This window comes from Rhodococcus sp. KBW08 (assembly GCF_003852455.1).
Lineage (GTDB): Bacteria > Actinomycetota > Actinomycetes > Mycobacteriales > Mycobacteriaceae > Rhodococcus_F > Rhodococcus_F baikonurensis.
Map to the genome: position 1 here is coordinate 174610 of NZ_QAJJ01000008.1, position 22843 is coordinate 197452.

The following is a 22843-nucleotide window of genomic DNA, read 5'->3' on the forward strand; positions in this document are numbered from 1 at the left end:
GAGGAGTGTGGGGACTCCTCAACCGCGCACGGGGTCAGTCTCGCTTCTCCAACGCGAGGTCCGTATCCGAGTGCAGTTCACCGACTTCGGACTTCAGGATCCGCATCGACCGGCCGAGGCCGCGGGCAGCGTCGGGCAGCTTCTTCGAACCGAACAGCACCACGAGCACTACTGCGACGATCGCCCAGTGGGTCGGGCTGAGCGCGCCCATCAGGCGGGTTCCTTGCCCTCGGGGTACACCGCATCGACCTCTACCTCGACGAGCCAACCGGCAACCGGCAGTCCGGCAACCTCGAGCGCGAAGCGGGTGGGCCGGGCGCTGTTGCGCTCGATCGGAGCGATCGGCTCGGCAGTGCCCATCGGAACCAGCTCCGTATCACCGGTGTCGAGATTGGTGTTGGCGAAGAACTGGCGGTACGCACGATTCCATCCGGCGTAGTCGGCCTTGTCCGACCCCGGCGCATTGTCGAGGAAAACGCGCATCGTCACGACGTCTTCGAGACTCAATCCCTGTGCTTCGAGGTTGTCGCGGATCTTCTTGAGTACGTTGATGCCCTGCGCCTCGGTGACGGTGACCCCGGCCGGCAGAACACCGCCGGAGAACTGACCGTCGATGTACGACTCCGGCGATCCTTCCGGCGCCGCCTTGTTTCCTGCCGACGGGCCGATGCCGCTGGTCTTGTAGATCGCGGTGTCGCCGCCAATCGCGACGCCCTGAGCGATCATCGGGTTGGCCTGCCCCGCTTCGAGAATCGATGTGGAGACGAACGAACTCGATGTGGTCTCGGCGTCCGCCTCGTCAGACGAGCAGGCAGTGGCGAACCCCAGTAGCGCGGTGGCGGCGAATGCCGCTGCAAGAACTTTGGTGCTGCGAGATTTCATGATGTGACCTCCAGAAATGTTATGGAAAATGAAGCACGTCAGGCAGTTTGCGCAACACGCTGATGCAGATGGGTGACGACGTCCTGCGCGGACGTGAAGGCCCCGTGCTGCCAGGCGATGGCATTGGAGAGGTGATCGCCGGCGAAGTAGATCCGGTCGACGGGTTCGAGCAGCTTGGTGTACTCGGGAGTTGCCATGCCGCCGTGGGAATCTCCCGCGCCGGCCCACGACGCCCAGGCGGATTCCGAATACTTGGTACGACGCCAGCTTCCGGAGAAGGACGACGAGATGTCGCGAGTGTATTTGTCGCCGTGGATCTCTGCGCCTTCGGCGATGGCCTTGGCCAGGCGCTGACGGTGCGTGAGCGATTCGAAAGCCTGTTGACGCTTACCCGAGCTGTAATACGCGACGACGACGCCACGGTCGGAGTTGTAGTGGTCGTAGGGGAACATGATCTGGGAGATGTCGCGGTCGGTGTTGGACGCGCCGCCGTAGATGCGGTCCTCGGTCTCCCACCACCGACGCGAGTATTCGATACCGAGCTTGCCCGACGACGACGGCTTGGCTGCATCCAACGCGAGCAAGATGTCGGAGGGCAGGTTGTTGTTCAGCCGCTTGATCAGGTGCGGTGGGATCGTGCAGATCGCGTAGTCGGCGGTGATCGACTTGGTTTTGCCGTCGACGACGTAGTCGACGGTGACGCCTTCCGGCACGTTCTTCATGCCGCTGACCTCGGCGCCGAACTCGATGTTGTCCATGCCGATCGCGTCCTGGAACTTGTAGTAGATCCGGTCCATGCCGCCGACGGGGGTCATCATCGTCATGGCCTGGTCGTAACCGAACTCGAAGGAGAACGCACGCCCGATGCCGCCCTGGATGACATCGCTCATCCCGAAGGGTTCGATCTCGGTTCCGAAGTTGAGGCCGGCGCCCGGCTCCGCGGAGTGCCCTCGACGCGAGGATCCGACGTAGCGCCCGTCGCTGGAGAGATCACCGAAGTCGGTGAGGAAAGACGAGAGTGCTTCCTTGTCTTCCTTGCTCAAGACCTGGTCGAGAGCGCCCTGATTGGTAGCCTTCTGCAGCAGTTCGGACATGTATCCGTAGGTGTCGGCCTTGGCTGCTCGGTAGGTGATCGACTGATTCGCGAGCGGCTTGTTGCCGGTGTAGTTGACGAAGGTGTTCGCATTCTGGTTCCCGAACATCTGCAGTTCGACGCCCAGCTCGCGGCAGTAGTCGATGGTGTTGTGATTTTGCGGAATACGCGTCGCACCGAGGTTGTAAAAGTGCCCCTCGGAGAACGTACAGGTCTGTGTCTCACCGTTCAGATCGGTTTCTTCGGTGCCGTTGCGGATCGACCACACCCGACCACCCGGCCGGTTACGCGCTTCGAGGACAGTGACCTTGTATCCGGCCTTCTGCAGTTCGTAGGCGGAGCACAGACCGGACGGTCCGCCGCCGAGGATCACGACGGAGTGATTTCCCTTGACCTTTCCGATCAGGTCACCCGCGGCAGGCGCCTGAAATCGCCTCGGCGTCGACGCCACCGCCGGCGCCAGGCCGATGGACGACATAGCACCGAGTGCCAGGCCGGCGCCGCCGGTGATTCCCAGACTGCGCATGAAAGATCTACGTGTGTATGGCATTCGAGCTCCCCAGTGTGCTCCCGGTGACCCGGGTGGTTGGTGTTGAACACAGACTTCAGGAGCGTTGGGTCCGGAACTTGACGCGCAGGAAACAGTCAGTGGGGACCGAGTGAGAAACCTGCGAGCATCCGCATCGGGCTCTCTCACCCGAGTGCGATCAGCGGAAGCATGTCCGCAATATCCGCGTTACAGAACCGGACTAGCGTGACGCGACATGTCCGCTCTCACCGAAGCCATCGCGCGGTCCTTCACCACGCGCGAGAAGCAGCCCCCGGCGCGATCGCCGCTGCGCGCGTTGGGCCGTCGGCAACTCTCCGGCGCCGAGGTACTGGCCCAGTCGGTGGCAACCACTGCTCCCGCGGTGTCGATGGTCGTTCTGCCCGTCACCATGCTGACACACGGCCGATTGTTGAGCGGGATGATCACCATCATCGCGGCCACCGTGCTGGTGACGCTCATAGCGTTCTGCGTTTCACAGTTCACGCGCCGAATGGCAGCATCAGGTGGGCTGCACAGCTTCGTCTTTCGTGGACTGGGCACCCGGGCAGCATTGACCACCGGCATCGCCATGTTGGTCAAATACGTCGGAAGCGCGGTGATGACGCTCTACCACGGAGGACAGGCCGCAATCGCATTGCTCGGCTTCGCGGGTGTGCACGTGGACAAGACTTTTCACGTCATCGCGCTCTATCTGGGGATAGCCCTGCTGATTCTCGGTGCCCTCGTTCGGGGTGTCAGATTTGCCGCTCTCGCGATCCTCGTCGTCGAAAGCTGTTCACTGCTGTTCATCGTCGGGCTCATCGTCCTGGGCGGTTCCGGAAGCCAACAGGCACAGATCGTTCCGCCCAGCTCCGGCCACGGATTACTGCTCACCGCCCTGGCTGCCGTGTTCGCTCTCGCCGGATTCGAGAGCGCGGCCTTCTTCGGCCCCGAAGCTCGTCGTCCGCTGGTAACCGTCACCCGCACAGTTCTTCTCACCCCGATCATCTGTGGATCGCTCTTCATCTTCGCGGGCTGGGCCGCTTGGTCCGGACGCAGTGACACTCTGGTCAACGCCTATCTTCACGGAACGGCGACAGGTGTGAGCCCCGCCGTCGTGATCGCGCTCAACGTCGGTCTGGGGTGCTCGTGGCTGGCGTCGTCGATGGCGTCGTCCAATGCTGCGTCACGCCTGGTCTATTCGTTCGGCGTCGAGCGGCTACTCCCCCGCCGGTTCGCCTCGGTTCACCGTGCCTTCCGCACGCCGTACTTTGCCTTGACCGCCGTCGTCTGCACAGTCCTGGTAGGCGGTGGAACTTTTGCCGTTCTCGGACGCGGAGAGATTTTCGACGATGTCCGGCTGACGGTTCGCGGCGCCGTCATCGTGGCGTATGCACTGGTGGCGATCGCATCCGTGGTCTTCCTGACACGGATCGGTGAGCACACTCCCGGCGTTCTCGCGGCCGCGTCGTGTGGAAGTGGCGCCGGCGCGATAGTCCTCGGATACCTGGTTTACGCCAACACGATCGACCACGCGTACGTTGCACCGATCGCTGTGCTCGTGATCCTGACCTCGGGCACACTCTGGCAGTTCTACCTGCGACGCCGAAGCCCCAAAAGTCTGCTGCACGTCGGAGCTTTCGACAGCCCCGAAACCGAGGACGTACTACCCGGAGCTGGGGTGTTCGCCACCGACGCAGCCGGAAACATCGTGCTGGTGGGCGAGCCGACTGCCGGCGCCCGCTGATGGTGGGCCGACCCCGCGATCTCGGTGGGCACGAACCCCGAGCCGTTCAGCGCGCCCTTGCCCTGCTCGAGTCGGCAGCCAGGCTCGGATCGGGAGCCACCGCCAAAGACATTGCAGCCCTGGCCGACATCCCACCTGCCACCGCGTATCGGTTGCTCAACATCCTTGTCGCCGACGGCTACCTGGTTCGGATCGCCGACCTCTCCGGCTTCGCGCTGGGCCGACGCACCCGCGAATTGGCCGGGGCTGCCGCCGAACCCACACCCGTCGACAACTCGGTGCTCCTCGAAGAACTCCGCGAACAGCTGAGGTTCGGCGTCTATCTCGCGTCGTTTGCAGAGAACAGAATTCGACTTGTGGATCGCGATCCCGACCACGAGCTCAGCGGTGAACGAACACTGGTCACAGCCGTTCACGCATCAGCTATCGGGAAGCTGCTCCTCGCCAGCCGACCCGAATTGGCCGAGACCCCATTGCGAAAGGTCACCGCACACACCATCACCGACGGCGACGCGTTGGAACTCGAACTCTCGCGGATCCGGCGCGGTGAGCCCGCCCGTGAGGTCGACGAGATTCGTGTCGGACGCTCTGCCGTCGCCGTCCCGATCCACAACGTCGAAAGGTGTGTAGTCGGAGCCTTGGCTGCGATAGGTCCGACCGGCAGACTTTCCGTGAACGACGCAGACCTGGTGGCGCTCTTGCGGGAGTACGCGGAGCGCATCGTTGCTCCGACGATGTCGAAAGCAAGCTGAAATCACAGACCGAAAACGCGTTTGGCAAAGCCGAGATGCTCGTCGGCCCAGCCGATGACGCCCAGAGTGGAGTCGAGATTCTGCGGCGGCGTGCGTACCAAGGTGTCGCGTCGGACGAGTCGGTCGAAATCGACCTGCGCTCGGTCGAACTGGACCCCGGCTGTGACCATGATGTTCGCCAACTCTTGCGCCATCACCCCGTACGCGACTGTTGTGGGATGAACGCCGTCGAGCGAGAAGAGGCCGCCCGAAGCGCGGCCGCCGCGACCGGCGGAGAGGAACAGCGAGTCCGGCACGGGTTGCAAGTCGGTCAGTGCCTTGGGGAGGGGGTACGGCGTCCACCATGACGGCCGCGCATTGACATCGGTGACGTAGCGCCGTGAGGCCACGCGCTCGAGCAACCCGGCAATATCGCAGAGGTACCAGTCCTTCCCCACCCGACGGGCATTCGCCACGGCTTGCTCGATTCCGTCGTTGTACATGTCGATTGCGGTATCGACGGCCCACGCCTGCGCGCCGGTGATGTGTTGATCGCGCTGAGGGTCGAAGTCGGTGTCGCGCACCCATGGTCGCGCGTAATACGGGAAATATCGTGATCCGATTTCGATCTTGCCGCCGAGCCCGTGGGCGATCGGCGCGATGGTCACATGCGGGACCGTGCAAAGAATGACGTGCTGGGCGTTGATCTTGCGGATCGCAGCCAGCACCTCGGCGTACTCCGACGCGAAGTGCTCCGGCTGCCACACCGTGTAATCGCGCTTACCATCCGGGTCGCGGAAGTTGTTGCCACTCCACTCGACCCGAAGTTCGGTGACGGTGCGGAGCGCATTGTTGGCACCGAGGAAGACGATCAGAGTTTCGATGCCTTCCTTGCCCAGCTCCGCTGCTGCGTCGAACGCCGTCATGCGCTTCTCTGCCTCGGAGCCTCGCGGCAGAACTCTCAGTGCGGCACGCTCGCCGTTGTTCTCGACGATCTGGCTGATCAGGTCGTCGTGTGGTTGGTGAAGGGCCGCTTCACACCCCTGCGCGGTCTTGGTCAGAGCATCACGAAGGTCCCACCCGTAGACCGAAAGGTTGTGGTTGATCGCCGAGAACGTCGGCGCTTCGCTGCCCGGTCCGCGTTCCCAGTAGTCCTCCACCTGGTCCATGAACCCGCGTGCAGCAAAGAGTGCGAGCGGAACCTCCCAGAGGTCGAGCCGTGGGCCGAAGCGCTCTTCGAGGGTGCGGAGCAGCAGTTCGATGTTGAGTGGGAGCCCGCCCGGGCCGCCGTATCGGGGAAAGCGGAACTGATCGAGCCAGCCCAACTGGTGAGCAATGATCGACGGATACGACAGCTCGGTATTGAAGACCGCCCCGCTCTGAAATCCCTGCGACAGCGAATCGCCGATGACCACCAACCTGTGGGGAGCATCGCCCCCAGGCGGAATAACCGGAATACCCAGGGTGGGATCGAACTGCGGAACCCTGGGCCCTCCGGCTGCCGCGGCCACGACGTCGTCGGGAGTATCGGATGGAAGTTCCACGCCCACTCACCTCCGGAAAAGTCCAGCTGGTCAGCTGATCAGTGGTGGCTTACGCCGATCGGCATTGTCCTGATCCGATTGCTTCTCGATCGACCTGACAACCTCGTCGGCCCACTGTTGATTTCGGCCGTCGAATTCTGCGCGGTCCCGGCGCGCGATACCGCGTCCGACCAGGATGGCAATCGGAATGGAACACACGACCCATACGAGTAGTACGCCTCCGACAATCCACCACATACTCAGTAATTGTGCCCGATTCGCCGACCGTTGTGCTCCAGGTCGAAACTTCTGTCCGAATCGTGGCGTTCAATTGAGGTGAGCTCGCAGGTCAGTAGCGATCGGCGTCGACAGTTTCGCGGACCTTACGGACCTGATTCCAACCACGAGCGGCGATGCCGAAGGCAACAAGCGACATCAGATCCGAGACCGTCAGACCGTGTTCTCGATTCAACGACCACAAGACCTGACCTTCCAGCGGGCCGTTGAAGAAGAGCCACGCCACTCCTGCGCAGACGGTCGCAACAACACTGGCCTTCGACGGCTTCATCAAGCACACGGTGCTGGTCACGAACAACAAGTTCATGAAAACCAGACCGTAGAAAATTCCGATCATGCGACTCCCCCCCGAAGTTGGTTCGTTCAGCTGCGGTTGAAGTTCAGGTACGCCTTCGACGGAGTCGGGCCGCGCTGACCCTGGTACTTGGATCCTGCCTCGGAGCTTCCGTAGGGGAACTCTGCAGCGCTCGAGAGCTTGAGCAGGCAGAGCTGCCCGATCTTCATTCCCGGCCACAGCGTGATCGGCAGGTTTGCGACGTTGGACAGCTCCAGTGTGATGTGGCCGCTGAAACCCGGGTCGATGAAGCCGGCGGTGGAGTGCGTCAAAAGGCCCAGGCGCCCGAGGCTCGACTTACCTTCGAGGCGCCCGGCCAGGTCGTTCGGCAGTGAGCACACTTCGAGAGTCGAACCGAGAACGAACTCGCCGGGATGCAGTACAAACGGCTCGCCCTCTGCCGGTTCGACCAGGCTGGTCAGCTCGTCCTGGCGCAGTGCCGGGTCGATGTGCGTGTACCGCGTGTTGTTGAAAACCCGAAAAAGACCGTCCAGGCGCACGTCGACGCTCGACGGTTGCACCATGGAATCGTCGAAAGGGTCGATACCCAGACGTCCAACGGAGATTTCGGCACGGATGTCACGATCGGAGAGCAGCACAGGTAGAGGTTACCGGTTCTGCGAGCAGTGCCGACCCATCGCCGGGGGCGATCACATTGCGGTGACGAAGCGCGATGGGTGAGTTCGGGACTCCCCCGCCGTGCCCCTGCCCCACATACCTCGAGCCATCCATACCGAAAGGCTTTCCCGCGCAGAACTTGTGGGCAAATCATTTACCAATGGCGCCGACCTGGACACGCCTGTGTTGATCAATGGCGCCCGGGGACACGGCTGCTTGAAAGCTCGTCTGATAATGTTCGGAAAGCATGTTGGTCGGCGGTGAAAACACGTCCGGTCGGCTGCGACGCCGATGTAGTTCAATGGTAGAACATCAGCTTCCCAAGCTGAATACGCGGGTTCGATTCCCGTCATCGGCTCCACAGATTCAACGCAGGTGGAGGGCGTTTCCGTTCACGGAAACGCCCTCTTGCTTTCACGCTGACGCCGCGAATACGCCGCGCGGCGGGCTTCAGACGCAAGCGTTGATTGCAATCACTGTGCGTTCCACAGTCGCGAGCGCGTCCACAGCGTCGTCCCTACTCAACGGGTACGAGCCACCAAGCGCTAGAGGACCGGATCTCGGAATTCTGCAGTTCATCGATGCCGTCCGACTGGTCGTGCCCCGGCCTCAATCGGTGTCCATTGCGCGCACTGTCAGGAGAGTGCTGTCGACCTCGAAGCCGATGGTCGCCGGTACCTCGGTTCGTTTGCCGTCCATCAGTGATTCGAGCGCGACTACCAACCGATGGGGTTGGAAACTGTTTCTGCTCGGGCACCGCGCGCTTATCAGTTTTTAAAACCGATCTGCCGTAGCGCACCCGGACACCGGGGACCACAACTCACGCAAGAATGCAGGTCTTCTCACAATCACAACTGTGAAAATACCCAAGTCCGTCAAAAATCACCTTCGAAAAGCATCAAGTACGTATTCTTCCTCAGTACCGGACAGCCCTAACCGTAAGTCCCAATGCACGACCATCGGTCTGCACATTAAAAACCCTCACCAACCTACATCTTGTGCCTGCTCGGATCATCCGTGGATCGACTCATACACTCCGGATCCGGAAGAGCCGGATAAATCTCGAAGAAATACCCCAGTTTGGAGGACTGTCACATTAGCGTCGCGCTACCTTCCCGAAGATCTTAAAAAACCGGCAGGTTGGCCCCAATTCGATAGAAGGCCGTAGGTGTCCAGAGTCGAAACCTTATTACTCGCAAGCATTGCAGCGTCTTCCCTGGTTATGACGTTCGGAGCTACGGCTTCTCACACAACTCCCAAACCGGGCAACTTAGGCGGAGGCAATTTTGGTGGACCTTGGTTGGTGGACTAAAACTCCTCGAATGGCCTCGGATATCAGGACGTCACCTCATTCGGTCCAGGCTCGCCCGCTTACATTGCAGGTCCCAATTTCGATAGCAGGGCCTCTGCCCTGTATGCAGTAGCGAATGCTGCCGGGCTCTCGACGGAGAGAGGAGGTGAATTTGAAATGAATAGCGTTCTCTTTGCTATCGTAAATGTGATCGTGGCGATGGCGAACGGTTCCACGATCCCCTTCTCATTAGAAGGCGCAGGGCCACTAACCGCCCCCGACTTGTAGGAAGATCGGCCGACCGCATGTGAATGACAGTTTCAGCTCTGCCTGAAACCTGCATATCAGCAGATGCGTGGATCGTGCGGTGGTCACAAACACAATCTCCCCTACCTGTCCAGGAAGGGGAGATTGTGTTTGACAGGTCCCATGCCACGGTGAGGCAGCTACCGATCTCGGACGCGAGCGGGAGCTGTCTCCGAGGTTGACCACGATGGACCTGTACCTAGTTGGCACAGAACCTAGTTGGCACAGACCACTTCAAGTCGTCGACCAGGTAGCCGGTGGAAGCGCTTCGGTCTTCGGCCTGATCACGGGCGGCCGCACTATTTGGTGAGAATCGGTCGGTCGCCTCTTGAAATGTAATTGGCGAATCGCTCAATTCCTGCTTGTGAGAAGCTCCCTCGGCCTGCGCGTTTCAGTGCGGCTTCGACGAATGGGAGCGGTTTCCTGCGGTATGTGCGGTAGATGCTGTCGAGTACTGGTTGCAGTGCCCGGCGTGCGAGGTCTGCTGTTTCCGGGTCTGAACCCCCGAACTTCACTGTCACATTCGGCATTGATACCCCTGTTGGTCGAGTGTCCGATTCCCTGGCCGGAAGCGTACGTATCGGGATCGCGAATCAGTACAGAAACACCAAAACGAGGCGCTAAGTCCCTACTTGCGGTGGATGCGATTCCGTCTTTGGGTTGACGAAAAACAGCCCGACCGCGGCGTGCGGTCCGGCTTCTGTTCTACGACTGCGGGTTACGCCCCGAAGCCGAGGCCGCGGGTTTCGTCTGTTCACGTTGGGTGGCGAATTGCCGATGCTGACGGGTGTTTCGGTCAACCCTGTCCCGTGGTCGACCACCTAGAACGGCGGTTCCACGGTTCCGCAGAAGCTCAATGCCTGTGCGCAGCGCCCCGGGGATCTGGAAGTCGTAGCTGGTCTGCATCCAAGCTGTTCCATCAGCCTCTGCGATGAATTTCCCGATGGGTAGCGCTCGGAGACCCAAGTCATCGGTGCCAGATTCCGCGATCTCATTGCCAACATGCCCCACGACGTTCTATGGTTCATTACATGAGTAATGAACCAGTGAACACCGGGCATCGATCATCGTGATCGACGACGGACGACCACTGTTCCAGCAGATCGCCGAGCAGATCGAAGGCTCGATCATCGACGGCTCACTGCCGGAAGACGGACAGGTGCCCTCGACCAACGAACTGGCGGCGTTCCACCGAATCAATCCGGCGACGGCAGCCAAGGGCCTCAATCAACTCGTAGGCGAGGGGCTCCTCTACAAGAAACGGGGAATCGGAATGTTCGTCACCGTCGGCGCCCGCGATGCACTCAGGTTCAGACGACGAGAAGCGTTCGCGCGCCAATACATCGAGCCGCTGGTCATGGAGGCCGACCGCCTTCAGATTTCCCTCGACGAACTCAAATCCATGCTGGACGACAGGAAGGCGGACCGATGAACTCGAGCACGACAACGACCAAGTCGCACGTCAGGCGTTTCGACGAAACTGAACTCGTCGCCTCGATGCGAGCAGTGAACAGAAGCTACGGGGACGTCGATGCGCTCTCGGACGTCTCGTTCGAGATCAGCCAGAACAAGATCTACGGCCTGCTCGGCCGTAACGGCGCAGGCAAGACCACGATCATGCAGATACTGACCGGACAGGACCTGCACACCAGCGGCGACGTCGAGGTATTCGGCGCTGCCCCTTTCGAAAATGCCGACGTCCTGGCGAACGTGTGCTTCGTCAAGGAAAGCCAGACGTACCCCGAAGACCTCAAGGTCAAGCATGTACTCGTCGCCGCCGGCCATCTTCTCCCGCATTGGGACCACGCGTTCGCCGAAGCATTGCTCGACGATTTCCAACTTCCCCTGTGCCGCAAGGTGAAGAAGCTTTCGCGCGGCATGAGGTCAGCGTTGGGGGTAATCATCGGACTTGCCTCTCGCGCGCCGCTGACGCTGTTCGACGAACCGTACCTCGGACTCGATGCCGTTGCGCGCCAACTCTTCTACGATCGTCTGCTTGCGGATTACGCCGAACATCCTCGCACTGTGGTGCTTTCGACTCACCTTATCGACGAGGTAGCCAATCTGCTCGAGCACGTGATCGTCGTAGACAGCGGCCGGATTGTCGTCGACGAGGACGCAGATGCACTGCGAGGTCGCGCCGTAGTGGTATCCGGCCCCATTGATGCGGTGGATGCCGTTGCCACCTCCGGCAGGGTCCTGCGCCGGGAGACACTAGGCGCCCACAGCCGAATCATGTTGCAGGCCGATGTGACCGAGACCGAGCGAATCCGACTGCGGGAGGCCGGAGTCCAAGTAGAACCGGCATCTTTGCAGGAACTTGTCATCGCGACTTCGACGCAGCGCAAGGAGATCACCGCATGAGCATCGCAACGACAGCGCCACGGACGGTCCCGAAGGCGCCCACCCGGTCCAGGATCGGTTCCGTCCTCCAACTGCACACGGTCGCGTGGCCGTTGCTGATCGCCTGGCCGGTGGGCATCCTGTTGATCTCTTTCCTCATCAGCTTCACCATCTACGCGATCGTCCGGAACGATGAGGGTGAGGGATTCACCGGCAGTGTGTTCTCCGTTTACGGTTTCGTGCTGGCGTTCTACCTCCAGTCGATGACCCAGACGTTCCCGTTCGCGCTCGGACTCAGCGTGACTCGCCGCGAGTTCTTCACGGCCACCACGGTAATGGCGCTGGCACAGTCCGCAATCTTCGCAATCGCGCTACAACTGCTGTCAGTGGTGGAGTCCGCCACCAACGGCTGGGGTGTGCACATGCGCATGTTCGGCATCGCACGCTATTTCACCGACAGCGCAGCCGTGCAGTTGCTCGCGCTGTTCGCGACACTGCTGCTGACCAGTTCGATCGCAATGCTGACAGGTGCGATCTACCAGCGGTGGAGGACCACCGGTTTGCTCGCCTCCCTCACCGGCCTCTTCGGTGTGCTCGGCCTGTCAGCGATCGTAATCACCTGGGCCAGCTGGTGGCCGGCGATCGGTTCGTGGTTTGCCGATGCTTCCCGAGTGGTGCCGATGGCACTACTTCCATTGGCCCTGGCCATCGCCTGCATAGCCGGAGCCTGGGTCACGTTACGTCGAGCAACGCCCTGACCGAGTAATCATGTGCGACGCCAGATGTCGCACGGTCTCCGAGTGCCCCTCGGATCGACACCGTCCAGGCAGTTCGACCCCCTCCCTATGGCAGGAAGGGGGTCGAACTTCGCAACAGTACGCGACTCGCTCCCGATTGGATGGCCCTCGCTACTGCCGAGCCACTCGCTCGACAAAACTCGAAGCACGCAGCACCAGTTCATCTTTCCGGTCCTGGCGCGCAGCGGCGGCATCGTATCCGGCATACGGGAGCGGGGGGTCGTTACGAACATTGGCTGAGCATTGGAAGTCTCGGCAGATCAGTGTTCCGACTGTGCTGCCGCGGCGACCAGCGGGCCCGGCCAACTTGGCGCCGTAGAAGACGACCTCGTTGGGAAGTCGCGTGTCACGGCACCAGGAGCACTGGGCGCGCGACCGCGGAGTGGCCTCCGCTTGAACGAGCAAAACTCCGATGGTCTCCCCGTCGAGTGTCGGGACAATCGCGTAGGCGCGTCGGCCCATTTTGGGATCTCGCCAGCCCAAATAGTCGAGAACGTCGAAGTCGATGGCGTCGAAGCCGTCCGGCAGGGTGAGATCGGACTTCTCCTTGCGGCTCGCGTTGACCAAGCTGGAACGGATAGATGTATCGGTCAAAATGATCATGGGTGTTTACCAATCGTGGCTCGGTGAAGGTGGGTACAGCTCATGGCCCGATCAGCACCAAGTGCTGTCGGGTCCGAATGCGCTATCTGCTGTCGGCGTAAGCGACGCCGACAACCCCCTCACACCCATAGGGCTTCACCGTGTCCACACCGCGATGGTAGCCACAAGCCTGCGTCACGGGCCACTCTATTTAGCGTCACACCTGCAAGGGCGGGGTATCAGAAGAGACGAATAACGCACTGGACATGAGGAATTCGTGAGACTTCGGATAAGACACTCGGTTCGCCTGCTATCGGTATTCTTGCCTGGTCGCGGAGCGGTCTACCGACTATTACGAAAGCACTTGCAGGACAATCTCTCCAATAGTCACCGAAATTCCGCACCACAGCAGTCGGGACTCTGCGCTGCAACCGACACAGATGGACAATCCTCACATTCTGCCGATTCAACGTGCCGATCATGCGACAATCGGACCGTGAACGACACCGACAGTGGAGTTTCGCATCCGCACCGATCGCGACTGCTGAGCGTCGGCATCCTCCTCTCTGCCGGTTTACTGTGGTCCACTCCCCTGGCCGCGGCAGCACCCGCCGTATCCGGGCCGGCAAGTTGCGTACCATTCGGAACCGCCCAACTGCCGCCAGGTGTGCCCTCCGGCGGTGGCCGAGTCGGGCTGGCGCACCTACCGACCTTCACCGGTTCGACGGCCCCTACCTCCGTCGAGATTCGCACGCCGATAACTCAATTCAATCGCTTCTGGGACTTCGCGCTCGTCGACCACGACCTGCTCGCCCGTCCGCGGGAGCCTGGCGTACCGACCACGGAAGCCTGGCATTTCGTGCCGATGCCCGAGTGCCTGCGTGGACGACTGGTCGGGATATCGCTGGACGACGACGAACTGGTCGCAGTCGACGACAACGGCTGGATCTACACGATGGACAACGCGTCGCAGGATCCGCTGGTGTGGAACTGGACCTCAGCGTGGGGTGCGCCTCTGTGGAGTGGCCCAGGCAGACAACTCCCAGGCGACCGGCCGAACGGGTGGGCGCTGAGCGTCTCGTCGCCGTGGGACAACCGAACCTTCACCGACGTCGCGGGACGAATCCACTACGTCGGACTGGCCAAGATGACGATGATCCCCACCTTGACCGGGGACGGTAGCCGGATCACCTATGCGGACCCGTGGCTGCCCAACGACGACAGCTACGAGATCGGCGGCCCGCTTGGTGGTCGGTTCCGGGCCGACTCGCTGTCGGCGGCTGGATCGACCACCTTCGTGATGAACAAGTACGGCGACATGTACACCCGCACATTTGATTTCGACTCTTCGGGCTCCGACTCGATCTTCTTCCGATACAGCTGGGAAGACCAGTCGGGTAAGCCCACCGCACCCAACCTCGTTGCAGAAACGCTCGACCGCAACACCGCAGCGATCCAACTTCCGGCGCCGGACTGGGTGCACCAGCCCAAGATTCCGGGTGAAGTCACATCCGCGATCAGTGTGCACTCACTCGGTCCCGGCCCGAACCGGCGCGAATTGCGCGTCGAGGGCCGCCGCGACGCTGAATCCGGCTTCTGGCACAAGGATCTCGTCGGTGGCGTCTGGGAGTTCACACCGACAGGCGCTCCCATCCTCGGCACAGCGATCGAGAACACGCCGACAGACCGCTCGGCAGACACTCTCACCCCCGCCGCCCCCTGGCACTTGTCCGCATCCCTGCCCGCTCGCAATGGCGCCATCGACGGCCAAACATTGATCGACATCGGGTTTCCGTACTCTGTCGTGGATCCGCGCCTGCTCGACGCCATCGGCCAGCACGCCCAGCCGTCGGGATACCAGCTGAAGGTGGACCACTTCGACCCGGCCGCCACTACCCGGACCGCGACCGTGACTGCACCTGATGGCACGGCGCTACCAGTCGTCCTGCACACCGCCGACGGGTTGAGGATGTCTCCCCGAGAGTCCGGCCTCGACAGCAATCCGCGCCACCTCGTCGGGGCAATCGAGATCCCGGCGACCGCGTACGCAGATCGGGCATCCAATCCGGCCTTGGATACGTTCGTGCGGGACTGGATGCACGGCAACCACATTGCGGCAATCACCCTCAGCGCCACCGACCACGACTTGGTGATCCGCTAGCTGAAACCAGCGTCGCCCAGGCCCGTTCGTCCATTACGCTCTGTAGATGGCCGAAACCACACGCGACGTGCCGATATCGCCCGTCGACGCGATTCACGGCCCGCACGGCCCGCTCGCGCTCGACGGGGCAGCGCTCGTCGAACTCTGGCCGCTTGGCCCGTTGGCCGGCAATGTTCGAGTCGGTTTCACAGCGGTGTCCTACAACGAATACTTCTGGATCGGAATCCAGGCGGATGCAGAGCATCTGCCTCCAGCTTCCAAGATCGCGCACGCCGTCGAGCGAGCTCTCGACGAAATAGCAAGCACTGCAATCTGACTGTGCCCCGCAGGTGATGTCTTGATGTCAGACCCACTCCGCTCATCGCGGGTTCGCACACTCGACCACACCCGCCGAGTGCAGGAGTTCAAGCACCCGATATAGCTACCACCCAGTAGTAATTTTGTGAGCCTTGACACATCAGTAAGGCACTCAATACTGTTCAGCGGACGATAGTCGTCTCTAATTCGGTCGACTCCGAATCTCCCGAAGACAAGGAACCGAGAACTGATGCGCAACAACCGAACCCACAGTGAATACTCCGCCGAGGGGATCCAGTGACCGAACCGAACGTCCAGTCGAGTTCTGTGATTTCTCCGCGCCAGGCCGGAGGGCTCGCCGCCGTTGGCTTCCTCGCATTTTCCGAAGTCACCAGCGGAATGTTGCAGTCGTGGTACATACCACTCATACCGAAAATCGGACAGAGGCTCGACGTCAACCCCGCACAACTCAACTGGGTCTTGGCGGCATACCTACTTTCCACCGTCATCTGCGTCCCATTACTGGCCAAACTGGGCGACAAATACGGTCATCGTCGCATGGTGATGGTTGTGCTCGGCTCCGTAGCCCTCGGAACGATCCTGACAGCTGTAGCTCCGTCCTTCGGAATCTTCTTGTTGGGCAGGGTCATCCAAGGAACACTGGGCGCACTACTTCCACTCGAGCTTGCAATTCTCCGAGAACGAGCCGGTGCCGGTTCCGGACGCGCGATCGGAATTCTCGTGGGGTGCCTTGGCGCCGGAGGAGCCGCAGGAACCCTTTTGGTCGGACTACTCGGAACCAACGCAAGCCTGACTCTGGTCCTCTTCGTGCCCGCTGCGCTCGCACTGGCAAGCCTTGCCACTATTGCACTGTTCGTTCCCGAAACATCCACCCGTGCAACTGGTTCCATCGACTGGACAGGTGCAGCACTTCTTGGCATCGGCCTCGCGATCTTCCTTGTCGGGATCGGCAACGGAAGCAAATTGGGGTGGACTTCCACAACAACGCTCATGGCAATCGGTGGCGGCTTGGCGTTGCTTGTTGCTTTCGTCGCACTCGAAAAGAAAATCAGCACCCCGCTGGTCGACTTGACCTTGTTGACGAAGGGTGGCGTGGGATTCCTGTTGGGATTGACCAGCCTGTTCGGCTTGCAATTCTACGGAGCTGCCACTGTCTCAGCACTGTATTTCGCTTCCAAACCCGAAGTCGCCGGGTACGGGTTCGGTCTCGATTCGATGGGCATTGCCCTTGCAATCACTCCAGTACCCATCGCCGTCATGATTGCGTCGTCACTCGCCGACAGCGTTGCGCAAAGATTCGGCACCCGAACGACACTGCAGATGTCGGCGATTCTGATTTCCACATGGTTTGCTGGATTGATCGTATTTCGAGACACTCTGTCTGGCTTCATTGCAATGGGATTGGTCGGCGGTACCGGAATCGGTTTGTTCGTCGCACTCCTTCCCGCTCTGGTAATTTCGCGCGCACGCCCGGAGGATTCCGCGATAGCGGGTGCTCTGTACAACACATCGCGAACGGTTGCGGGTGCAGTCGCCGGAGCCGCCTTTACCGCAATTATGTCCGGCATGCTGATCAGCGGGTCGAAACTACCAACTGAGAGTGCGTTCGTCACTATCTGGACCGTGTGCATCGGAGTGGGTGTTCTGATTTTCGTCTTGGCCCCCTTCCTCAGCAAGCTAGGCGGTAAAGCGTATCGACCCGAACCGATTGAGCAATTGGTCGACATTCCGGTCCGAGAATCATCCTGACGTTGTGCGGGAGGAGTCTTTGCCTCGATTCCTCCCGCTTCGAACGAGAAAGCGGCTTCACTTCGCTGCACCGTCGAGATTGACCCGAACAAACGACTCGACACAGACCCGACGATGGCGCGTGGCATGATGGGTCCATGTCGCGTGCCATGCCACAACCATCTGGTCGTGGGCGACCCAGCGACCCGGACATAGAGACACGCATTCTTTCCTCTGCGTTGGATTTGTACGGAGAACTTGGTTGGGCGAGATTGAACCTCGATATCATCGCCCGACACGCCAAAGTTGGAAAAGCAGCACTCTACCGGCGATGGACGACCAAAGAGCAGATAATGTCGGATGCATTGCGATCGAGCAAGAGAACCGTCCTCGACTTCGATACCGGAACGCTTCGAGGAGACTTGATTGCGATCGGTCACGTCACGGTAGAGCAGTTACTCGGTAAGCACGGCTCAGTACGAATACGAGCCATGATCGATGCAAAAATCTATCCCGAACTATTCGAGGGAGAAATTGCCGACTTTCGCAGTGAGAGCATTGCCGGCGGTCGCGAAATTATCTTTCGGGCAATCGAACGCGGAGAGATCAGCAAAGGAACGTCACCGGCCTTGATTCTCGACGCCGTGGCAGGAACAATTGAGCACCACTATTTGATGACCCCGATGTCCAAAATCAAAGAGTTCGAAGCCGGATCCGACACGTACGTCGAGTTGGTCGTCGACCTCGTTCTCGCGGGCCTCAAATCCCAACCCGGATCCAACGACGAATAACCAACACTGTTGCCGGTAGTTCGACCCCGACGGATAGCCGGGCGAACCATGGAACGATATTGCGCGTGGCGTTGGAACGGGACTCGAGGTCGTCGACGCTGAGCCCGGTCGGTCAGCATCCGAGCGGATCACGTCCCGTTCACATTTCGGCGCACGAGAAGGAGGCTTGGGAATGACAGAGAACCGTAATCCCACAATCTTGAGTTGGTCTGTGAAAGAGTCTCTGCTGCAGTATATTCGCGTGCTGGGTGAGATTTCGTATGCGTCTGGCCTCGTTGAGCTGGGTGACGAATTGGTCTGGCCACTAGCGTCCGATCATCATGACGCAGACGGGGTTCGGATTGCCGAGTTCGGTGGCGCGATCCATCTTCGTGCTCACGACGGGCTTCTCGATATCGTCATTGCCGATCCGGAAGTTCGTGTGAACGAGACGCAGGGGCAACTGAGCGTGAGGACCGCTCTGGACGCGCCGTGATTGCGACCCTCGATGGTATCGAGAGCTCAGCGTCTGTCCTGCGAGCCGAAGTACAGGTGACCGCCGACGGCCCAGCTGTGTTCGGCGCCAATTACCCTTCGGGTACGAGACTCTCGCCATTGACAATCGGCAGTGACCGCAACTGACAGACGTCTTGCGGTCTTTCAGAATGGATCGAGGGACACGTCGTCCTCCTCCCCCATCTCGACTGCGGACGCGTAATGCACTGCGTGGCGCTCCAACGCCACGGCTGCTTGGGCCTCCCCTTCCCACTGGTCCCGCAGAGTAGATCCGTTACTCGTCGATCGCGAAACCCTCGCCGTCGAGAACTCGATGTCAGTGCGAGTGAAGGTGCACCGCTCGAAGTTGGTGGACGCGGAGAATCGCGCGCTTTGGAAGGTGCAATCGACAAAGGCGGTATCGGCGAACTCCGCGCCTGCCAGGTCCGAGTCGTCGAATGCGCACCGCTCGAACAAGGTATTGGGCACAGAGCGGAGCCTGTGTGCTTTCATCCCGGTGAAATCGCAATCGACGACCTTCGGTCCGATCGTCAGACGCGAAGCAGTGACTCCCCGGAAACTGCATCGCTCGAATCGGCGATTGAGTCGTTGCTGACTCGTCAGCGCAGCGAAATCGAAACGGCAGTTGAACATCTCAGCCTCGAAGGCGGTGAGCGCGCCCCGTACGTAGCTCAGGTCAACACGTTCGAGTGCGAGGAATCTGATGTCGAGACCATCGCTACCGACGACTAGACCGCGCAGATCCACGAAACCGTCATCGGTCTCTGTCCAACGAGAAGTGAGAGTGTGAGGGGGCTTGACAATCCGCGACTGGACGACCAATTGCGCGCGCAGATTCTCGACATCCTCATCCGCCCAGCGGCGGCGCAGTGCGGTGATCTCGGCCTTCTTCACAGATCGATCGTATCGAGCACCGAAAATCGGTGTGTGCCTGCCAAGAGGCGGGTCACCTGTAGCCGGCTCACTATCCGATTCATCCCGTCGTCGGGCCAACGCATATTGTCGAGAGGTCCTGACTGATTCGAGCCTGCAAGCCGGTGTCATCTCGACACTGTCGTCGCACTGGGAGGCGAAAGATGTTCACACCCGTGGAATTCGGCAAGGTCTCGGTGTTGATTCCGGAGAACGGTGGAGCCGTCCCCTACGGAAACACCGTGGTGGTGCGCGGATCCGAAGGCACCCTCGTCATGGACCCTTCCCTTTCTCTCGACCGCGACCCAGTCGGCGCGGATCTCGTATTCGTCAGCCACGGCCACGAAGACCACATCGCCGGACTACGTCACTTCGACACACCGGTTTACGCGCACCACCTCGACGCACCCGCGGTTGCATCCCTCGACACGCTGCTCACCAACTACGGCCTTCCCCCAGGCCAACGAGCCGAGGTCCAGCAATCGATAGCAACTCAGTACGGCATCCCCTCGACGCACGAGAATGTGGCGGGGATCGATGACGGTCACGTCTTCGACCTCGGCGACCGCACCGCGACAGTCATTCATTTGCCTGGTCATACTCGCGGACACTGCGGCGTCCTTGTCGAGCCCGACGGCTTCTTCTACGTCGCCGACATCGACCTCACCTCCTTCGGCCCGATGTACGGCGATCTTGGCAGCAGCGTCAACGACTTTCTCGACTCCATCGACCACGTCGCAACGATCGACGCGCGTTGGTACGGAACTTTCCACCAGAAAGGCGTGATCGAGGGCAGCGACGAATTCCGTCGACGCTTGACCGCCTACCGGGACAAACTCCTCAGCCGCGAAGAACGACTCGTCAACTTCCTCGATGAACCACAACGCTTGGAAGACATCGTCGCCCACCGCCTCGTCTACCGGCCCCACGTCAGTGCGCCGTACGTCGACGCCGCCGAACGGCGAACAGCGCAACTTCACCTCGAACGACTTATCGCATCCGGCGCCGTCATCACAGTCGCAGACAAGACGTACCGTCGTGTCCTCTGACGTTGGAGTAGGCAACCTGCCGCTCGACGATCACTCGTAGCATAATCTTCGGCATGAATTGGAACAGTTCCACAGGTACCGGATGGTTTGTCAATCTTGCCGAAGACGGTTCAGCCGTAACGATTTTCGATCCATCGGGAAGCATCTACGGCGCACTGTCCCCCACACACACGGACGAGGGCGATCAGACGCCAGGTAGAAGGAAGCGGGATTCGTCGCGCGCCGCTCGAGATCGACAGGCTCTCACCTTCCGCAAAGGCCATCCCGCAACACTTCGATTGTCCGGAGGGATGACCGGAACTGTGACAGATCAACAACCCAAGGCAATGCGTCGAAAGAACAAGCGATGCGAAGTGGTCATCTCCGACCGGACATATGTCTTCGCGCATTCATCGAGTCGGAAAGCGACGGCTCTGCGCGACGGATCCGCCTTGGCGCACATGGCCCGCGGACGCTGGTCAAACCGAAGTACCGTCACTCGGAAAACCGTGTCGGTAACGGACGCACTCGACGAGTGCGTGCTGACGCTATTCCAGAAAGTAGTGACTCCCGGCCGTACCGGAGCATTCGATCAGGTGATATCGGACCTCAGCAGTATCTGACACAGCGGTGCCGTCATGGTGTGGTTCCTCCATCGCTGGCTCATTGCTGGGGATTGCCGCGGCGGACGAACTGTGCCGTACGCCACATTCAGTGGATCTCAACCGCACTCGAGACATTAGCTTTCAACTACCTGGTCCACGCCCATACCCCGGATGAGGCAAGACTTCTTGCGTCATCGACTGATGTTTACGCGGTTTGTGGGTGACCGACCATCGGTATTCCTCAGGTTCAACCGGTTTCGGTAGAACATCACGGATCGGAAGGCTGGAACTCGAATCATGGACACTGTCGACGACTTGGATCTACTCACCCAGCGACTGTCACCGGGCGCGATGACCACCGATCCAGATCTCCTCCAATCCTATCGACAGGACTGGAGTTTCGACCCCGCAGCAGGCACACCGGTAGCCGTTGTTCGTGCATCGACAGCATCAGACGTGCAGGAGACCCTTCGCTTCGCCGACAGCCGAAGTATTTCAGTTGTCCCACGGGGCGCCGGAACCGGTGTCGTCGGCGGATCCACGGCCATCGACGGCGCGATAACCCTCAGCCTCGAACGAATGAGATCGATCCGGATCGACGCATCGTCACGCACGGCAATCGTCGAACCGGGCGCACTCACCAACGATGTGAAAGCCGCTGCCGCAAAAGAAGGTTTGTACTATCCACCAGACCCGTCGTCATTCGAGATCTGCTCGATCGGCGGCAACGCCGCAACCAACGCGGGTGGTCCTTGTTGCGTGAAATACGGCGTTACCAGCGACTACATTCTGGGAATGACCGTTGTGCTAGCGGATGGGTCCATCGCTGAACTCGGCGGGGACCGCATCAAGGACACCCCCGGGCTCTCGTTGACGAAGTTGTTCGTGGGCAGCGAAGGCACACTGGGAGTGATAACCGAACTGACACTTCGGCTCATCCCTCAGCCCCCGACTCCTCACACATTGGTGGCCTTCTTCCCGCTGATGTCCGGGGCCGTCACCGCCGCACGGGACATCACAAACCGCACACGCCCCTCAGAACTCGAAATCCTCGACAATGCCGCCATCAAGGTGGCTGAAGAGTTCCTTCGCATGGAACTCGACACCGACGCCGGGGCACTCCTCATCGGGCGCTCCGACGCCGGCAACGCCGCAGAGGCCGAGATGGAACTGATGCGCACGCACTGCGAAAAACGGGGAGCCTCAGCTGTATTCGTCACCGACGACCATCACGAAGGTGAGCTGTTCATCCGTCCGCGCTACGCCGTCTACGAAGCCTTCGAGCAGAAAGGCGTGGTCACCGGCGACGATGTTGCCGTCTCGATCGACAAGCTCCCTGAGCTCACCGACGGTATAGCCGACATAGCAAATCGCAACAACACCACTGTCGTCAGCTACACCCACGCCGCGGACGAGCTCACACACCCCGTCCTCAACTATCCGGTCGGCGACGAAGGGGCCGCAGCATCTGCAGTCGCGGCGAGACGAGAGATCTATGACCTCGTGAGGGCACTGGGAGGGACCGTGACAACAGAATACGGCGTGGGACAACACAAACGAGGAAACCTGTCGAATGCCTTGGACCCGGTCGTGGTCAAGCTGAACAGGGCAATCAAGAACGCCGTCGACCCCAACAACATCTTGAACCCGCGCGTTCTGATCCCGTAGAGGCCACAAAGGTCGAGTAATCAGCGACCCGAGTTCGGCACACATCCTCCCGAATCTCGGTCCG

21 protein-coding genes, 1 tRNA gene and 2 pseudogenes are annotated in these 22843 nt (G+C 60.6%); 16 read left to right on the forward strand and 8 right to left on the reverse strand.

Annotated features, from left to right (window positions below; genetic code table 11):
* Positions 1–34 precede the first annotated feature (34 nt).
* From tatA to DBV08_RS10470, 3 genes are read right to left on the reverse strand one after another with little or no spacing between them, the layout of a single operon-like run.
* On the reverse strand, positions 35–211 hold the full coding sequence (tatA, locus tag DBV08_RS10460; RefSeq protein ID WP_050655684.1) for a Sec-independent protein translocase subunit TatA: 177 nt from the start codon (positions 209–211) through the stop codon (positions 35–37).
* A complete protein-coding gene (locus tag DBV08_RS10465) occupies positions 211–882 on the reverse strand; it encodes a Rid family hydrolase (RefSeq protein ID WP_124567390.1) in 672 nt (223 codons plus the stop codon). The genes tatA and DBV08_RS10465 overlap by 1 nt, the downstream gene beginning before the upstream one ends.
* A 38-nt stretch (positions 883–920) precedes the next feature.
* Positions 921–2501: an FAD-dependent oxidoreductase gene (locus tag DBV08_RS10470; RefSeq protein ID WP_041814722.1), complete on the reverse strand. Its 1581-nt coding sequence runs from the start codon at positions 2499–2501 to the stop codon at positions 921–923.
* A gap of 238 nt (positions 2502–2739) precedes the next feature.
* Here DBV08_RS10470 and DBV08_RS10475 point away from each other — a divergent pair, with 238 nt between their 5' ends.
* The 3 genes and pseudogenes from DBV08_RS10475 to DBV08_RS33250 form a co-directional block, all read left to right on the forward strand.
* A complete protein-coding gene (locus DBV08_RS10475) occupies positions 2740–4251 on the forward strand; it encodes an APC family permease (RefSeq protein ID WP_124567391.1) in 1512 nt (503 codons plus the stop codon).
* A complete protein-coding gene (locus DBV08_RS10480) occupies positions 4251–5003 on the forward strand; it encodes an IclR family transcriptional regulator (RefSeq protein ID WP_095971888.1) in 753 nt (250 codons plus the stop codon). The genes DBV08_RS10475 and DBV08_RS10480 overlap by 1 nt, the downstream gene beginning before the upstream one ends.
* 647 nt (positions 5004–5650) lie before the next feature.
* Positions 5651–6355 (forward strand): annotated as a pseudogene (locus DBV08_RS33250) (hypothetical protein); the annotation flags it as partial.
* A 201-nt stretch (positions 6356–6556) separates the two neighbouring features.
* Here DBV08_RS33250 and DBV08_RS10490 read toward each other — a convergent pair.
* From DBV08_RS10490 to dcd, 3 genes are all read right to left on the reverse strand, one after another.
* Positions 6557–6763 (reverse strand): hypothetical protein, encoded by a 207-nt coding sequence (locus DBV08_RS10490; RefSeq protein ID WP_019747486.1) that lies wholly within the window; start codon positions 6761–6763, stop codon positions 6557–6559.
* 91 nt (positions 6764–6854) lie between these two features.
* Complete coding sequence (locus DBV08_RS10495; protein WP_019747487.1) at positions 6855–7139, reverse strand: hypothetical protein; 285 nt, start codon at positions 7137–7139, stop codon at positions 6855–6857.
* Positions 7140–7165: 26 nt separating this feature from the next.
* On the reverse strand, positions 7166–7735 hold the full coding sequence (gene dcd / locus DBV08_RS10500; protein ID WP_019747488.1) for a dCTP deaminase: 570 nt from the start codon (positions 7733–7735) through the stop codon (positions 7166–7168).
* Between the two features lie 306 nt (positions 7736–8041).
* Here dcd and DBV08_RS10505 point away from each other — a divergent pair.
* The 4 genes from DBV08_RS10505 to DBV08_RS10520 all read left to right on the forward strand — a co-directional run bounded on the left by DBV08_RS10505 (position 8042) and on the right by DBV08_RS10520 (position 12452).
* Positions 8042–8115, forward strand: a tRNA-Gly gene (locus DBV08_RS10505).
* Positions 8116–10420: 2305 nt separating this feature from the next.
* Entirely contained in the window at positions 10421–10783 is a 363-nt protein-coding gene (locus tag DBV08_RS10510) for a GntR family transcriptional regulator (protein ID WP_019747490.1), read from the forward strand.
* Positions 10780–11715, forward strand: a complete 936-nt coding sequence (locus DBV08_RS10515; protein ID WP_124567392.1) for an ABC transporter ATP-binding protein — start codon at positions 10780–10782, stop codon at positions 11713–11715. The genes DBV08_RS10510 and DBV08_RS10515 overlap by 4 nt, the downstream gene beginning before the upstream one ends.
* Positions 11712–12452, forward strand: coding sequence for an ABC transporter permease (locus DBV08_RS10520; RefSeq protein WP_124567393.1), 741 nt, complete (start codon positions 11712–11714; stop codon positions 12450–12452). The genes DBV08_RS10515 and DBV08_RS10520 overlap by 4 nt, the downstream gene beginning before the upstream one ends.
* Before the next feature lie 150 nt (positions 12453–12602).
* Here DBV08_RS10520 and DBV08_RS10525 read toward each other — a convergent pair whose 3' ends face one another.
* Positions 12603–13094, reverse strand: coding sequence for an FBP domain-containing protein (locus DBV08_RS10525; protein WP_124567394.1), 492 nt, complete (start codon positions 13092–13094; stop codon positions 12603–12605).
* Between the two features lie 475 nt (positions 13095–13569).
* On the opposite strand from DBV08_RS10525, the gene DBV08_RS10530 reads away from it, so the two are divergent.
* The 6 genes and pseudogenes from DBV08_RS10530 (at position 13570) to DBV08_RS10550 (ending at position 18546) form a co-directional block, all read left to right on the forward strand.
* Positions 13570–15234, forward strand: a complete 1665-nt coding sequence (locus DBV08_RS10530; RefSeq protein ID WP_260395509.1) for a hypothetical protein — start codon at positions 13570–13572, stop codon at positions 15232–15234.
* Positions 15235–15280: 46 nt separating this feature from the next.
* Entirely contained in the window at positions 15281–15550 is a 270-nt protein-coding gene (locus tag DBV08_RS10535) for a WS/DGAT domain-containing protein (RefSeq protein ID WP_234036717.1), read from the forward strand.
* Between the two features lie 278 nt (positions 15551–15828).
* A complete protein-coding gene (locus DBV08_RS10540) occupies positions 15829–17301 on the forward strand; it encodes an MFS transporter (protein WP_124567395.1) in 1473 nt (490 codons plus the stop codon).
* 149 nt (positions 17302–17450) lie between these two features.
* A pseudogene (locus DBV08_RS33255) lies at positions 17451–17624 on the forward strand (helix-turn-helix domain-containing protein); the annotation flags it as partial.
* A gap of 9 nt (positions 17625–17633) precedes the next feature.
* A complete protein-coding gene (locus DBV08_RS10545) occupies positions 17634–18071 on the forward strand; it encodes a TetR-like C-terminal domain-containing protein (RefSeq protein WP_240952729.1) in 438 nt (145 codons plus the stop codon).
* A 172-nt stretch (positions 18072–18243) separates the two neighbouring features.
* On the forward strand, positions 18244–18546 hold the full coding sequence (locus tag DBV08_RS10550; RefSeq protein WP_124567397.1) for an HtaA domain-containing protein: 303 nt from the start codon (positions 18244–18246) through the stop codon (positions 18544–18546).
* 164 nt (positions 18547–18710) lie between these two features.
* On the opposite strand, the gene DBV08_RS10555 is transcribed toward DBV08_RS10550, so the two are convergent.
* Positions 18711–19460 (reverse strand): pentapeptide repeat-containing protein, encoded by a 750-nt coding sequence (locus tag DBV08_RS10555; RefSeq protein WP_124567398.1) that lies wholly within the window; start codon positions 19458–19460, stop codon positions 18711–18713.
* A gap of 182 nt (positions 19461–19642) precedes the next feature.
* On the opposite strand from DBV08_RS10555, the gene DBV08_RS10560 reads away from it, so the two are divergent.
* From DBV08_RS10560 to DBV08_RS10570, 3 genes are all read left to right on the forward strand, one after another.
* On the forward strand, positions 19643–20527 hold the full coding sequence (locus DBV08_RS10560; protein WP_124567399.1) for an MBL fold metallo-hydrolase: 885 nt from the start codon (positions 19643–19645) through the stop codon (positions 20525–20527).
* 53 nt (positions 20528–20580) lie between these two features.
* Positions 20581–21129, forward strand: a complete 549-nt coding sequence (locus DBV08_RS10565; RefSeq protein WP_124567400.1) for a hypothetical protein — start codon at positions 20581–20583, stop codon at positions 21127–21129.
* A gap of 279 nt (positions 21130–21408) precedes the next feature.
* Entirely contained in the window at positions 21409–22779 is a 1371-nt protein-coding gene (locus DBV08_RS10570) for an FAD-binding oxidoreductase (protein WP_124567401.1), read from the forward strand.
* Positions 22780–22843 lie beyond the last annotated feature (64 nt).

What these genes read in the sequence shown, in the direction of transcription:
- tatA (WP_050655684.1), bottom strand. Translation starts at nt 211, where the DNA reads ATGGGCGCGCTCAGCCCGACCCACTGGGCGATCGTCGCAGTAGTGCTC.
- DBV08_RS10465 (WP_124567390.1), bottom strand. Translation starts at nt 882, where the DNA reads ATGAAATCTCGCAGCACCAAAGTTCTTGCAGCGGCATTCGCCGCCACC.
- DBV08_RS10470 (WP_041814722.1), bottom strand. Translation starts at nt 2,501, where the DNA reads ATGCGCAGTCTGGGAATCACCGGCGGCGCCGGCCTGGCACTCGGTGCT.
- DBV08_RS10475 (WP_124567391.1), top strand. Translation starts at nt 2,740, where the DNA reads ATGTCCGCTCTCACCGAAGCCATCGCGCGGTCCTTCACCACGCGCGAG.
- DBV08_RS10480 (WP_095971888.1), top strand. Translation starts at nt 4,251, where the DNA reads ATGGTGGGCCGACCCCGCGATCTCGGTGGGCACGAACCCCGAGCCGTT.
- DBV08_RS10490 (WP_019747486.1), bottom strand. Translation starts at nt 6,763, where the DNA reads ATGTGGTGGATTGTCGGAGGCGTACTACTCGTATGGGTCGTGTGTTCC.
- DBV08_RS10495 (WP_019747487.1), bottom strand. Translation starts at nt 7,139, where the DNA reads ATGATCGGAATTTTCTACGGTCTGGTTTTCATGAACTTGTTGTTCGTG.
- DBV08_RS10515 (WP_124567392.1), top strand. Translation starts at nt 10,780, where the DNA reads ATGAACTCGAGCACGACAACGACCAAGTCGCACGTCAGGCGTTTCGAC.
- DBV08_RS10520 (WP_124567393.1), top strand. Translation starts at nt 11,712, where the DNA reads ATGAGCATCGCAACGACAGCGCCACGGACGGTCCCGAAGGCGCCCACC.
- DBV08_RS10525 (WP_124567394.1), bottom strand. Translation starts at nt 13,094, where the DNA reads ATGATCATTTTGACCGATACATCTATCCGTTCCAGCTTGGTCAACGCG.
- DBV08_RS10535 (WP_234036717.1), top strand. Translation starts at nt 15,281, where the DNA reads ATGGCCGAAACCACACGCGACGTGCCGATATCGCCCGTCGACGCGATT.
- DBV08_RS10545 (WP_240952729.1), top strand. Translation starts at nt 17,634, where the DNA reads ATGTCGGATGCATTGCGATCGAGCAAGAGAACCGTCCTCGACTTCGAT.
- DBV08_RS10550 (WP_124567397.1), top strand. Translation starts at nt 18,244, where the DNA reads ATGACAGAGAACCGTAATCCCACAATCTTGAGTTGGTCTGTGAAAGAG.
- DBV08_RS10560 (WP_124567399.1), top strand. Translation starts at nt 19,643, where the DNA reads ATGTTCACACCCGTGGAATTCGGCAAGGTCTCGGTGTTGATTCCGGAG.
- DBV08_RS10565 (WP_124567400.1), top strand. Translation starts at nt 20,581, where the DNA reads ATGAATTGGAACAGTTCCACAGGTACCGGATGGTTTGTCAATCTTGCC.
- DBV08_RS10570 (WP_124567401.1), top strand. Translation starts at nt 21,409, where the DNA reads ATGGACACTGTCGACGACTTGGATCTACTCACCCAGCGACTGTCACCG.